This is a genomic window from Rhodopseudomonas palustris (assembly GCF_003591005.1).
Classification (GTDB): Bacteria; Pseudomonadota; Alphaproteobacteria; order Rhizobiales; family Xanthobacteraceae; genus Rhodopseudomonas; species Rhodopseudomonas palustris_K.
In genome coordinates, this window is record NZ_QYYD01000008.1 from 61176 (window position 1) to 74252 (window position 13077).

General features: G+C 65.5%; 12 protein-coding genes. 8 read left to right on the top strand and 4 right to left on the bottom strand.

What is annotated here, in order from left to right; genetic code table 11:
• Positions 1-214: 214 nt before the first annotated feature.
• Complete coding sequence (locus tag D4Q52_RS09445; RefSeq protein ID WP_119856303.1) at positions 215-454, bottom strand: hypothetical protein; 240 nt, start codon at positions 452-454, stop codon at positions 215-217.
• A 402-nt stretch (positions 455-856) separates the two neighbouring features.
• Between D4Q52_RS09445 and D4Q52_RS09450 the strand changes: the two genes are divergently transcribed.
• From D4Q52_RS09450 to D4Q52_RS09485, 8 genes are all read left to right on the top strand, one after another.
• Positions 857-1354 carry a hypothetical protein gene (locus D4Q52_RS09450; protein WP_119856304.1) on the top strand — a complete coding sequence of 166 codons (498 nt, stop codon included), beginning with the start codon at positions 857-859 and terminating at the stop codon, positions 1352-1354.
• Between the two features lie 206 nt (positions 1355-1560).
• Positions 1561-3093, top strand: coding sequence for a pyridoxal phosphate-dependent decarboxylase family protein (locus tag D4Q52_RS09455; RefSeq protein ID WP_119856305.1), 1533 nt, complete (start codon positions 1561-1563; stop codon positions 3091-3093).
• A 2-nt stretch (positions 3094-3095) separates the two neighbouring features.
• Entirely contained in the window at positions 3096-4646 is a 1551-nt protein-coding gene (locus tag D4Q52_RS09460; protein WP_119856306.1) for a hypothetical protein, read from the top strand.
• An 86-nt stretch (positions 4647-4732) separates the two neighbouring features.
• Positions 4733-5170 (top strand): hypothetical protein, encoded by a 438-nt coding sequence (locus tag D4Q52_RS09465; protein ID WP_147407777.1) that lies wholly within the window; start codon positions 4733-4735, stop codon positions 5168-5170.
• Positions 5167-5973: a hypothetical protein gene (locus D4Q52_RS09470; protein ID WP_119856308.1), complete on the top strand. Its 807-nt coding sequence runs from the start codon at positions 5167-5169 to the stop codon at positions 5971-5973. The genes D4Q52_RS09465 and D4Q52_RS09470 overlap by 4 nt, the downstream gene beginning before the upstream one ends.
• Positions 5974-6023: 50 nt before the next feature.
• Positions 6024-6509 carry a hypothetical protein gene (locus D4Q52_RS09475; RefSeq protein WP_147407778.1) on the top strand — a complete coding sequence of 162 codons (486 nt, stop codon included), beginning with the start codon at positions 6024-6026 and terminating at the stop codon, positions 6507-6509.
• Between the two features lie 42 nt (positions 6510-6551).
• Positions 6552-7022, top strand: coding sequence for a hypothetical protein (locus D4Q52_RS09480; RefSeq protein WP_119856310.1), 471 nt, complete (start codon positions 6552-6554; stop codon positions 7020-7022).
• Between the two features lie 7 nt (positions 7023-7029).
• Positions 7030-7596: a cysteine hydrolase family protein gene (locus tag D4Q52_RS09485; protein ID WP_119856311.1), complete on the top strand. Its 567-nt coding sequence runs from the start codon at positions 7030-7032 to the stop codon at positions 7594-7596.
• A 98-nt stretch (positions 7597-7694) separates the two neighbouring features.
• On the opposite strand, the gene D4Q52_RS09490 is transcribed toward D4Q52_RS09485, so the two are convergent.
• From D4Q52_RS09490 to hpnP, 3 genes are all read right to left on the bottom strand, one after another.
• A complete protein-coding gene (locus D4Q52_RS09490) occupies positions 7695-10064 on the bottom strand; it encodes an efflux RND transporter permease subunit (RefSeq protein WP_119856312.1) in 2370 nt (789 codons plus the stop codon).
• A gap of 303 nt (positions 10065-10367) precedes the next feature.
• Positions 10368-11132: an ethanolamine ammonia-lyase subunit EutC gene (eutC, locus tag D4Q52_RS09495; RefSeq protein ID WP_119856313.1), complete on the bottom strand. Its 765-nt coding sequence runs from the start codon at positions 11130-11132 to the stop codon at positions 10368-10370.
• 297 nt (positions 11133-11429) lie between these two features.
• Entirely contained in the window at positions 11430-13013 is a 1584-nt protein-coding gene (gene hpnP, locus D4Q52_RS09500) for a hopanoid C-2 methylase (RefSeq protein ID WP_119856314.1), read from the bottom strand.
• Positions 13014-13077: the final 64 nt, after the last annotated feature.

The window sequence follows — 13077 nt, forward strand, 5'->3', positions numbered from 1 at the left end:
GGCTCTGGCTAACGCTCGGTTCGGACATGGAAAAACGTCACGAACGGACCCGCCCGGCCCGGGCTGATCCGTTCGCGCACGCCATATACGGGAAATTCGCCGGTTAAACCAACGATATTGACTCAGCCCGGCCCAGACAGCCGCAGGGCCACGTCAGATCGTCGCCGCACCACCCGGACGGACGACCGGCGTCCGTCCGATGCAGTATCGGCGATTACTGGCCGTGGTTCACCAACACCTGGTTGCAGGCGCGGCTGATCTTCGGACGGTTTTCTTTGAGACAGGCGAGGATGGCGAAGTCACCCTGATCCATCAGGGCGCGGCAGTGGCGCGACACGTCACGCGAGCACGCCGCCTGCTCTTCGGGAGTGCCGCTGCGCTGTTGCTGTTGCTGAGCGAAAGCGCCGGTGGACAGCGGGACGAGCAGCGTCAGCGCAACCAAGATCTTTTGCATTTTAGTCCTTCGATAGTACGGGGAAAACCAGAAGCATCGTCGATCGGCGTCAAAGGCGCTCCAGACAGGCTGCGAAGCCTCGATCGACTCGTCGTGTGCAGACCGTCATTTAGCCGCGCGAATGCGGCCAAATTTGCGCACATAGTGCGACACTTGCGACCATGTTTCAAACGCCGGCATAGCCCCGCGCGATTTCTTCCTGCGCCGTTGCGAATTTACGACAGGAATGCGGCAAGGCCGGTGTGGCCGGCGTGCGCCAGCCGCGCGCCGACGTGGTACCGAGCTTCGTTGCGGGGAACCAACCCACGTATTATTTGATTTGAACCTGTCTGTACGCGAACACACTAACAGGCTGAACCGGCGCAGCGTCGTTTCGGCATGATTTCCCAGGGGTAGGCAAGAATGACACTGCTTCGTTCATCGTTTTCGTTTCACGCGCTGAAGGCGGCCGGCGTTGCTACGGCAATGCTGCTGTCGGCATCCGCGAGCCACGCCGAGGGCCCGTTTGCCGGGTTCGAAGGCTCGTGGTCCGGCACCGGCACCGTCGCTCTATCCGATGGTACGAAGGAGCGAATTCGCTGCCGCGCCACCTACAAGGTCGGCGGCGGCGGCAACCAGCTCGCGCAGACACTGCGCTGCGCCAGCGACAGCTACAAGTTCGACCTGACCGCGGACGTCGCCAGCAATGGCGACCGGATCTCCGGCAATTGGAGCGAAGCCAGCCGCAACATCAATGGCAACCTGCAGGGCAAGGCCGGCGGCGGCAACATCGAAGTGTTCGTCGAAGCGGCTGGCTTTGCCGCCAGCATTTCGTTGACCACCCGCGGCAACAAGCAGTCGGTCGCGATCAGCTCGAAGGGCGACATTCGCGGCGTCAACATCAGCATGACCAGGGGCTGATCCGCACAACAGCCTGCAACCTGAACCCCCTCGGAAGCGATTCCGAGGGGGTTTTTGTTTGTGGCTTCCTGCAACTCTAGCGTGTCAGTAACTACACTTACGACTTTTCTCCTGAGACCGCGGGCGCTCGCCGGCATTGCACATCCAAAAGTTGCATATAAACTCACTTATACAATTTCTGGTTGTGTAAATAAGGGACAGCCGTCATGGTGGTATTCAAGGGTCCGATCATTCCGACGCCGAAGACGCTGGACGCATTGTTCGAGCCGACGATGTTCCGGGACTATGTCGAATTGGTCAGTGGCAGGCTGGAGCATTATCTGGCCGACCGTTCGGTTCGCGGACTGGCGCTGAGCAATCCACCGGCGCTGTTGGAGACGGCACAGGCCCTCACCGAACGTCCTAGCGCCGCCAGCCCCGAGGCCGACGCCGGCCGGCTCGCCGCGATCCTCGATCTCTACATCCGCACCGGCATCCAGCTGTATTCGCCCGGCTATATGGGGAGGCAATTTTCCGGCCCGCTGCCGCTTGCGGCCGTGGTCGACCTGGCCGGCTCGATCCTCAACCAGCCCGCCTCGTTCTACGAGGCCGCGCAACTTCCGAACATCGCAGAGCGGATCATGGCGGACGAGTTGAACCGCTTCGTCGGCTTCGCGCCGCATCGGTTCACGATGGTCACCACCTCCGGCGGCTCGCTCGCCAATCTGACGGCGCTGCTGGCGGCGCGCAACGACCGGTTGCCGCATGCCTGGAGCGAAGGCCTCGCCGGCACCAGACAGCCTCGCCCTGCTATCGCCGTCGGTGCCGACGCGCATTACAGCATCTGCCGCGCCGCCGGAATCCTGGGGATCGGCGAAGGCCAGATCATCCGGCTGCCAATCGACCGCGAGCGCCGCATCGACATCGCCGCGGCGAAGCGGACGCTGGAGGCGGCGCGGCGGCACGGGCTGCAGCCGTTCTGTCTGGTCGGCTCGGCCGGCAGCACCTCGGTGGGCGCGTTCGACTCGATCGATCAGCTCGCCGACATCGCCGCCGAACAGGATCTGTGGCTGCATATCGATGGCGCCCATGGCGCCAGCCTGTTGCTCTGCGACCAACTCCGCCACCGGCTGCACGGCATCGCCCGGGCCGATTCGCTCACCTGGGATGCTCACAAGCTGCTGTTCGTTCCGGCAGCGTGCACGCTGCTGTTCTACAAGGACAAGGACAAGGCCCGCGGCGCCTTCCGGCAGGACGCCAGCTACGTGTTCGACAAACACGCCAACGGCCACGCCGACTACGAGGGCGCCGGCAAGAATCTGGAATGCACCAAGCGCGCGATGATCATGCCGCTGTGGGTGTCGTGGGCGATGTATGGGCCGGCTCCGTTCGCCGACAAGATCGCGCTGCTCTGCCGGGCGACCACGGATGCGGAGAAGATCATCGCCGGCGAGCCTGACTTCGAGACGCTGCACGTTCCGCAAGCCAACATCCTGTGCTTCCGCTATCGCCCGGCCGGACTGCCGGAGTCGCGGCTCGGTAATTTCCAGGTCGAAATCCGCGACCGCGTCCGCGCAGAGGGCGACTTCTTCATTTCGCAGGTGGAGCTCGACGGCACCGCCGCGCTGCGGCTGGTGATGATGAACCACCGGATCGAGCCGACGCATGTGCGGCAGCTGCTACGCCAGATCCGCAAAATCGGACTGGAGATTCTGGCGGGCGCAGAGCGCGCGCAGCCCGAGGTCAGCCAATGGGTGTGAAGATGGCCGTCGCAACCGCATCGAGCCGCAAGTCGCAGCGGAGCGAAGAGACTCCGGTGACGCGGCTGATTCCGCCGGAGGAATTGCAGCCGAACTCGGCCGACGCCGTGGCGCAGCTCCCGGCATTTCTCGGCAAGCTCCGCAGCTGTGAACGGATGCTGCGGACACCGTTCGCCGAAGCCGCCGCCGCGGTTCAGGATGCTCTGGTGCTGCGGCGGCTGCAGCAGATGGTCAATACGCTGCGCCTGAACCCGTTGTGGGCGGAGCGGCTGACGCACGCCGGCGTCAAGGCGGCGCCGCGCGACTTCGAGCAGTGGCAGGCGATCCCGCTGTCCACCAAGGAGTTGATGCAAGACTTCTACATGGGCGAGCGGCCCGGACTGGTGGTGCCGCTACGCCGTGGCGGCTTCGAGATCGTCGCCAGCGGCGGCACCAGCAGCGGACTGCCGGCCGAAACAGTGTATTCGCTGCGCGAACTCGCCGACACCTACGAACTCGCCGGCGAGTTCATGGGCCGCTATCAGCTCCGCGATCATCTCGCGGGCGAGGCGCCGAAATGGGTGCTGACCACGCTGGCCGATTACCAGATGTGGAGCAGCGGCACGATGGTGGGCGGCGTGCTGCAGAAAATTCCCGGCGTCAATTACATCGGCGCCGGCCCGGTCACCCGGGACGTGTATCACCACATGATGAGCTATAGGGGTCCGAAGGCGATCCTCGGCATCTCGGCCGGCATCGGCCTGCTGAGCGAGCTCGGGCTCGGACTTGCGGAGCAGGCCCGCGGCGAGCTTCGCGTCGCGCTGTATGGCAGCGGCTTGCTACCCCAGCGCAAGCAGGCGGAATTGCGGGCACTTTATCCAAACCTCGCAATCCTGAGTTACTTCGCCGCGACCCAGGCAGAGACCATCGGGCTGCAGCTGTCCACCGCCTCTCCGCTGCTGGCCACTGTCCCGGGTCTGCATCTCGTCGAAGTCGTCGATGCCGATGGCCGCTGGGTCGCCGAGGGCGAAGTCGGCGAACTCGTCGTGACACGGCTGCATGCCCACGAAGCGCCGCTGCCGCGCTACAAACTCGGCGACCGCGTGATCAGGCGGCCGAACCTGACCGGGCCCGGCTTGCGGACACACCAGTTCGAATTCGCCGGGCGCAGCGGCGACGTGATCCATCTGTGCGACACCCAATACGCCGCGCCGCAGGTCTATGCGGCGCTGAGTCGGAAGACCAAGCCACTCGGCTTCGATCTCGACGCGGCCTGTCACGACCTGCAGTTCTGCAACGACCGCCGCGGCAAGACCCTCACGCTGCTCGGCGCGGTCGACAATCCGGCCGCGCTGAATGCCGCGCTGGCCCATGCGCTCGGCCACGACGGCGTCCGCCGCATCTTCGTCGACGCGCTGATTCAGGCGCTGTCACTGTTCAACCAAGGCGAAGCCAACGTCCCGGCGATCGACCGGACCGGCTACCAATTCGAGCTGCGCTTCGTGGCGCGGTCTTCCGACGAGATCCACCGCACCAGCGTCGGCAAAGTGCCGTTGTTGCGAGACCAGACCTGACGAAATCGCCCGGCGAACGCGCCACGGCGACGGCGATGACCAATGACACCGGTCGGTCAGCCGATCCGGCAACGCGGAGAATGATGATGCATGCGGTCAATATCGTCACCATCGTCGACACCATCGCCGCGTTGTCGAGCGGCTCGTTGCGCAATCACGTCTACATGGCCGATGACGGCTGGTGCAGCGAACGCAAGGGCACGGCAGAGCTGGCCACCGCTTGTTATCCGGGCCAGCCGATCAGCTGGACGGTGCACGCGATCGACGTGCAGAGTCCCGCACTAATCTCCGAAATCCGCATCCTCGATCTGGCCCCCCACGGTCCGGCGGCGAGATTCACGCCGGGTCCGGAGGCGGGCGGTGCGCCGCAGTGGACTTATTGGTCCGGGCTGGTGCCCTGCTGCCTGCCGCCGGGACGCTACGGCTACCGGCTGCAATTTCAGCTTGGACGCGGCGAGCGCAGCGTCCTGTCGATCGACACCCCGGCGCTCAACGTCCTGTCGTGGACCGGAGCACAGTCATGAGCCAGCAGCTCGGAATCGTCCTGATGATCGACAGCGCCGCGGCGATCGAGGCCGGGTCGCTCGAGGGAAATATCTATCTCGTCGACAACGGCAAATCAGCCGGGTCGACCGGCGAAGGCACGCCGCATCTGGTGACAAAGATCAACGGCGTCAGGATCACCGGGCAGCCTGACGTGCAGGTGCTGAACTGGCTGCCCTACGGGGTCTCCAGCCCGCCGCCGACGCTGCCGCAGCCGTTCTTCCTCGACGCGCCGTCGCGTGAAGCACTGGCGCGGCACGTCCAGTCGGCCGAGCCGCGTCTCGCGGCCCGGCGCCTCTCCGCCCAGCGCCTCGCTGCCGGAGAGGAGCCGGCTCCAGTGCCGGAGCCCGAGCCGGAGCCGGTGCTGCCGCGGCTGACACGACGGATCGTCGATGTTCTCGGCCGCGATCTGCGCGAGGCGGCGAGCCCGGCGCTTCGCGCCAACATCGCCGCCCGCGCCGCTCCCGAGGGCACGCGCGTGCATTACCCCAATCCGCTGATCAGCAACATCTACGGCGAAGCGGTCGATCTGCGGGTGATCTACCCGGCGCAATACGGCTCGCCCGATCTGTTCTCCGACGGCCTGTACTGGAGCGCGAGTGTCGATACCAGCCGGGTCGGCTACTACTCCTACCTGATCGACGTCGTGCTGTTCTACTCGGAGCTGAGCGGCGGACAGTGGGTCGAGCGGTCGATCACCCTGCCCTACGCGGCTTATCTCGACGTCACCGATCATACGGCCATCAACGGCTTCTCGGCCACGCCGGCGATCCTGCCGGCCTGAGCGACGCCGCCAACCAGGCGCCGATGTGGCGCACCGTGCTGGAGAGTGACATGAACACGATCGCGATCGTCTCGGTGGTGGATGTAGTCGGCGCGCTGGCCGCAAACGATCTGACCGGGAGCTTCTATCTGTTCGACGACAACAAGAGCAAAGGCTCGCGCGACGAAGGCACCGAGGCGCTCCAGACCAGGGTCTCCAAGGGCGACCAGGTCGTGTGGACGTCGATCCCGCTGGAGTGCGAGGCGTATATCAGCATCAGCGGCGTCGAGATCGACAAGAAGTACAAGGATTATTGCGACGTCAGAAAAGACGTCTATCCCGGCACCAACGTGGTGTACTGGCTCGGCGAGATCAGGAAAGAGCTGGACGGGCCGATCCCCTACACTCTCAAATTCAAGCTCGGCAGCCACAAGGGCGAATTCGCGATCAGCACGTCGCCGGCGCTGATCGGCGATCCGCCCGCGCCGGCCCAGGCCGCCCCCGCCGCAGCCGCAACCGCTCCGGCCCCGTCGCCGTCGCCCGCAAAGCCGCGGTGAGGTTCGGCGCGCGGCGAACACCCCCAACAATGGAGAGACCGGATGCTGCTTCCGCTGAATTCCGTCCAGCTCAACATCGTCGCCGTGCTCGACATCGGTGGCGCGCTGATTAAGCAGTCGCTCGAGCAGGAGTTGTTCATCATGGACAATTGCGTGACTTCCGACGGCTCGCGCAGCGACGGCCAGGGCACGGTGGCGCTGAGCACCACCTGTACGCAGGGTCAGGTGATCAACTGGATCATTTATCCGATCGGCAATCTCACCGGCGCGCGGATCAGCAAGATCCGCTTTCTCGATCGCGAGGTCTGCACGCATCTGCAGATCTACGGCGCCCCGGCGATCGCGGTGTCGCCGTCCTACACTCCCGGCGTGACCCCGGTCTACGATTACTGGGCCGGCATGGTGCTGCCCGACCTGCCGCCCGGCCGCTACAACTATCAGCTCGAAGTGCAGGTCGGCGGCTGCCTGCTGCAAACCGAGTCGCCGTCGCTCAACGTGTTGCCGCTGCAGTGAGGTCGCGATGACCCGGGCGCTGCTGATCGTCGATGTGCAGAACGACTACTTCCCCGGCGGCGCGCTCGAATTGACGGGGATGATCGAGGCCGCCGACAATTGCCGCCGGCTGCTGCAGCATTTCAGGTGGGCGCGCGCGCCCGTCGTTCACGTTCGGCATCAGGCGCCGGCCGAACTCGGGGCGCTGGTGGTGCACACGAGCGGCGCCCAAATCCACGCCAGCCTGCGACCGACCGCCGGCGAAGCGGTGATCGCCAAGACCAGCCCCAACGCGTTTCGCGGCACCTGGCTGCATCCGCTGCTGAGCCGGGCGGGCATCGCCGAACTGGTGATCTGCGGGGCGATGACGCAAACCTGCATCGACTCCACCGCCCGGGCGGCGTTCGATCTCGGCTACGCCGTTACGGTGGCGGCCGACGCCTGCGCCGCCCGGGGTCTGCGGTGGAACGGCGTCCAATTTCCCGCCGCGCAGGTTCAGGCGGTGATCCTGGCGGCGCTGCAGACGCCGTTCGCGCAACTGCCGAGCACCGCCGAACTGATCGCAGAGTCGTCGCGACGCGCCGCGAATGCCTGAGGACAGGCAGCTCCAGCTCATACCAAATCTTGAAACGAAACCCTCGGACCAGCTGGCCCGAGGGTTGTTTGCTGCGCTTGCCGATGGGGAAAGGCGGCCTACACCACCGGCCCCGCCTTGCGGCTGTTGCCGCGCAGCCGCTCCGCGGTGCTGATCAGCCACATCGCGGTGGGGCGCAGGATGAACAGATCGGCGATCAGCGCCGCCACCATCGCGAAGGCGCTGAGCCAGCCGAACAGCCGCAGCGACGGCAGGTCCGAGAACACCGTGACGCCGAGGCCGCAGGCCAGCACCACCGTGGTGAGGATCAGCGCCGGGCCGACCAGCACGGTGGCGCGCTCGACCGCGAGCGCCGCGCTGGTGCCGGGCGGGCTCTCCAGCCGCAGACGATTGAGGAAGTGAATCGTCGCGCTGAGGCCGAGGCCGAACGACACCGTCAGCGCCACGACGCTGGCAAATTGCAGACCCTCCCCCATCAGCCACAGCAGCGTGCCCGACAGCACCACCGGGAAGATGCCCGGCAGAATGCAGGCGAACATCACCACCACCGAGCGGAAGGCGAGGCCGATGAACACCGCCACCAGCAGGAATTCGATGGTGAGACCATGATTGAGCTTGGAGATCATGTCGGCGCTGTTGCGCGCCGCGATCGCCGACAGGCCGGTGACCGCAACCTCGTAGCCCGGATATTTCTGCCGCACGGTGTCGAGCGCGTGGTCGAGCTTCTGTACCACCGGAAGGATCTGCGCGGAGTCGAGATCCGGCACGCGGCCGGACACCACCACGGCGGTCTGGTCGGCCGAGATAAAGCGCCGCGTCAGATGCTCGGGGATGACGTCGACATATTCCTTGAGGGTCGCGACGTCGTCGGTGTGCGCCTTCTCGGCGAGCCAGCGGCGCAGCGTTTCCAGCGACCAGACGTTGCCGACGCCGGCCTGCTTCTCGACCATGCTGTGGACGTCGGCGATGACCTGCAGGGTCTCCGGCGAATACAGCGTCTGGCCCTTCGGGAATTCGATCAGCACGTCGATCGGATTGGCGCCGGTGAGCTTGGCGTCGAGCCGGCCGCTCGCCTGCACCGCCTGCTCCTTGTCGGGCACCTGATCGGCCAGCCGGTAGCGCGGTTCGAGATTGGCGTAGATCACGCCGAGACCGCCGACCAGCAGCAGCGCCAGCAGGCTGAACAGGCCGGGATGACCGACCATCCGCTGCGCGATGAAGGCGCAGAACCGGCGCAGCGCGTTGACGCCGAAATCGGCGCCCTGAAACTTCGCCGCGAACGCCTGCTCGTTGCGCACCAGCAGCACGCCGAACACCGGCACCAGCGACAGCACCGCGATCAGGGCGATCACGGTGGCGACGAGGCCCGCCTCGCCGAACGCGCGGATCAGGTCCGAGTCGGAGAATTGTAGGGCGATGAAGGAAATGCCGGCGGTGGCGTGGGTCAGCACGCAGGCCGGGCCGACCACCAGCACGGCGTTCCTGAACGCGGTGTATTTGTCCTCGCCGGCGATCAGCCGGTCTCTGGCCGCGAAGGTGAGCTGCATCGAATCGGCGAAGCTGATCACCATGATCAGCGGCGTCATCACGTTGAGGAACATGTTGAGGCTGAAGCCGGCCCAGCCCAGCACGCCGAGCGACAGCAGGATCGCCAGCAGCGGCGGAAACGCCGCCACCACCATGAACGAGATCTTGCGGAAGAACAGGATGGCGATAATGCAGCCGGCCAGGATGCCGGCGATGTTATAGATCAGGCCGTCGCGCTCGACGGCGTTGCGGATTTCGAGCTGCATCACCGGCACGCCCGACAGCTCTCGAGTGAGGCCGGTGCCTTCGAGATCTTCGGTCATCACCTTGCGGATCTCGCCGATCGTTCCGGACAGCTTGTTGTTGCTGACGATCTCCGGCGACAGCGACAGCACGATCAGCGCCAGCGTCCCGTCTTCCGACAGCAGCTTGCCGCGGATGATTTCGTTGCTCTTCACGGTGGCGATGAACTTGTCGTAGGCCTCGCCTTCCGGCAGTTCGTTGGGAAACAGCGCCGCCGGCAGCTTGCCGGGCTCCGGCGCCTGGCGCGCCGAGAACAGCGAGATCAGCCCGCGGACGCCGTCGACCAGCTGCAGGTCGGTGACGAGGTCACGCACCTTTTCGAGGTTTTCGCGCTCCAGCAGCGTCTTGCCTTCGACCACCACCAGCACGTCGTATTCGGTCGACGGGAAGCGCTTGGTGACCTCCTCGTACTGCTTGAACTCCTTGGTATCGGAGCGAAACAGCTGGCTCAGCGAATCGTCGATCTGGATGCGCTGAATGCCGAAGATCGCGCCGACGATCAGCACCGCCAGGATGATGCAGGACAGGATCGGCGCCCGAACCGCGATCAGGCCCATCCGCTCCAGCCCGAAGGCGATGCTGAGCCTTCGGCGATGCGCCTCGTCGACTTCGGGATCCGGGACGTTCTTGTTCAGCATGCGCTGTTCCGTTCTGGCGGTCATTCAGGTTCGCGACAATTCCGGCACGATTGCGACCTCGCCGCACCGGAAGACGCTCAAGCGGGTCCAGTTCTGATCGAAATCGAACCAGCGCTCTAGAAGGTATTCGACGCAATTCCCAGCGCGACGCCATCTCCGTGTCGCTCGGAAACGATCAACTCCGTGACGGCAGGCGATGGGATCATCGGGCGGATGTACAGGCTCGTGCGCCGTTTCAGGGAGCACACAGGGCACACTCGATCAGATTCGCGGGCCCCACGCGATCCGGCGCCATGCCGCGCGTCAGGGCGCCGGCAGCTCTGGCGCGGCGCCACCATCCCCGCTTTCGTCCTTGAGGGCAACACCGCAGATCCCGCGTGACAACGCCTCACGCACCAGCCACGCAATCTTGAACGCAGCTTCGGCCGGGCTGATACCGGCGGCGTGGATATTCGACACGCAGTTTCGGTCCGCATCGGTGCGGCCGGGTCCTGGGCCAAGTGTCACATAGGCGCCGAGACTGGCAGGCGCCGACAGGCCGGGACGCTCGCCGATCAGCACCAGCACGATGCGGGCCCCGAGCAGCGTGCCGATCTCGTCGCCGAGCGCGACCCGGGCGCCGCTGGCCACCACGGCAGGCCCGACACTGATGCCGCCGGCCGCCAGCCGCGGCAGCAACCGGCGGACGACCTCGGCGGCCTGCGCGGTGACGGCCGTCGGCGACAGGCCGTCGCCGACCACGATCGCCAGATCGGCGGCCGAGCCGTGCTGCTGCAGCACGGCGCGCGCCGCAGGATCGAGGCGCCGGCCGAGGTCCGGGCGGGCCAGATAGTCGCGGCGATTGGCTGCCTGGCTCGCTGCAGCCAGCGGCGCCAAACCCAGCGCAGCGAGTTCCGCCGCGAGGCCGTCCGCGTTGAAGGCGGCGTGAACCGCATCCCGGGCGCGGGCATGCGCCAGCGTGAAATCGAGCAACGCGTCGGTGGTCAGGCTGACGCCGGAGCGGCCGAGCGCGACGCGGGCCGGCGTCAGCCGGCGCAGATCGGCGAATGAGCGAGTTGGCGTTGTCATGCCTGCTCCGCCAAGCGACTGCCGCGCGGGATCGGCTCAATGCTCGGCCAGAGCTGTTGGCCACTTCCTCTCCCCACGTCATGCCCGGCCTTGTGCCGGGCATCCACGCCTTTGCAGCGCCACCGCAAGAAAGGCGTGGATGGCCGGGCCTTCGCCGCGCCGAAGGGGCTTCGGCCCCGCAGGCGGGACAAGCCCGGCCATGACGACTGTAATGAATGAACGACAAGGCGGACGCTCTGCCTGCTGGTCGCAAACGGACCAGCCGACACCAAGTGTCGGGCACTCACCGCCACCCGACTACTCCGCCGGCACCGAGGCTTCGCGCAGCCGGATCGAGTAGTTGGACGCGTTGGCCTGGCCCTGCGAAGCCTCGCGCGCGTAGATGATCAGATGGTGCGCCACCACCATCACCAGCAGCAGGTTTTCGATATCGCCGCGGATCAGCCGCTTCAGCGCGAATTTCCAGAACGCCAGCTTGTAGTCGCCGCGGACGCCGATCTGCCAGAAAATGTTGCGCAATATGGTCAGTCCGCGCTTGATGTTGGCCTTGGAGGCGCGCTGCGGCGTCACCGGATGCAGCCGCGTCTTGTAGGCGTGCTCGATCTGATACTCGTAGCGCTTGAGCAGCGCCTCGGGCTCGTAGGCGCGCGCCATGCAGTCCTTCCACATCGCCACGACCTGATCGTGCGGCAGCAGGAAGTCGACATTGGACTCGCGGCTGTCGTCGTGGACCAGCCGGCCCTCGCGCTCCAGCCGGTCCCACAGCGGCGTCTTCGGCAGCGCCTGCAGCAGGTTGATGGTGAGCAGCGGGATCTGCGACTGCTCGATGAACTGCATCAGGAATTCGCCGGTCTCCGGCGTGTCGGTGTCGAGGCCGAGAATGATGCCCGACACCACTTCCATGCCGTAGCTGGAAATCGTCTGCACGCCTTCGAGGATCGGGACCATCATGTTGTGGTCCTTGTGCATCGCCTTCAGCGCCGTCGGATCCGGCGTCTCGATGCCGCAGAAGATCGTGCAGAAATACGCTTCGCGCATCAGCGACAGGATCTCCGGCCGCTTGGCGATGTTCAGCGTCGCCTCGCAGGCGAGCTGCAGCTGGAAGCCGGTGCGCTTCTGCCATTCGACGAGGTGCGGCAGCAGATCGAGCGCGGCCTTGCGATTGCCGATGAAATTGTCGTCGACGAAATACACCGAGCCGCGAATGCCGCATTCGACCATGCGGTCGAGTTCGGTGACGATCTGCTCCGGCGTCTTCAGCCGCGGATTGCGGCCGTACAGCCCGGGGATATCGCAGAACTCGCACTGATACGGACAGCCCGACGAATACTGCACGCTGCCGAGCAGATATTTGCTGCATTCCGCCAGCTCATAGGCCGGGATCGGAAACAGCGTCATATCGAGCCGGTCTTCGGTGGTGAAGACGATCTGGCGCTGCGGCCGGCTGACGTCGTGCGCCAGCCGGGCGATCAACTGATCGGTGGCGTCGCCGAGTTCGCCGATGTGCAGATAATCGAAGTTCGGATAGTGATCCGGACAGGCGCTCACAGACGGGCCGCCGATCGCGACCGCCAGATCGAAATCATGGGCGCGGCGGCAGATGTCGTTCATCTGCTGGCGCTGGATGTGCATGCCGCTGACGAACACCGCGTCCGCCCACTCGAAATCTTCCGCCGTCGCGGCGCGGATATTCTCGTCGACGAATCGAACCGACCAGTCTTCCGGAAGATAGGCCGCAATCACCAGCAAGCCTTGCGGCGGCATGAACGCGGCGACGCCGTCCATCAACGGGTAAGCATGCTGAAACGTGCCGAAGGATTTGGTGTAACGCGGGAACACACACAGAATGCGACGGCTCGTGTTGCCGGATTCAGCTCTCATCAGACCCCCACAGGGAACAATTCTTCAAGCCCGTCCTTGATCTGTTTGCCGGAGCCCAGAGCGG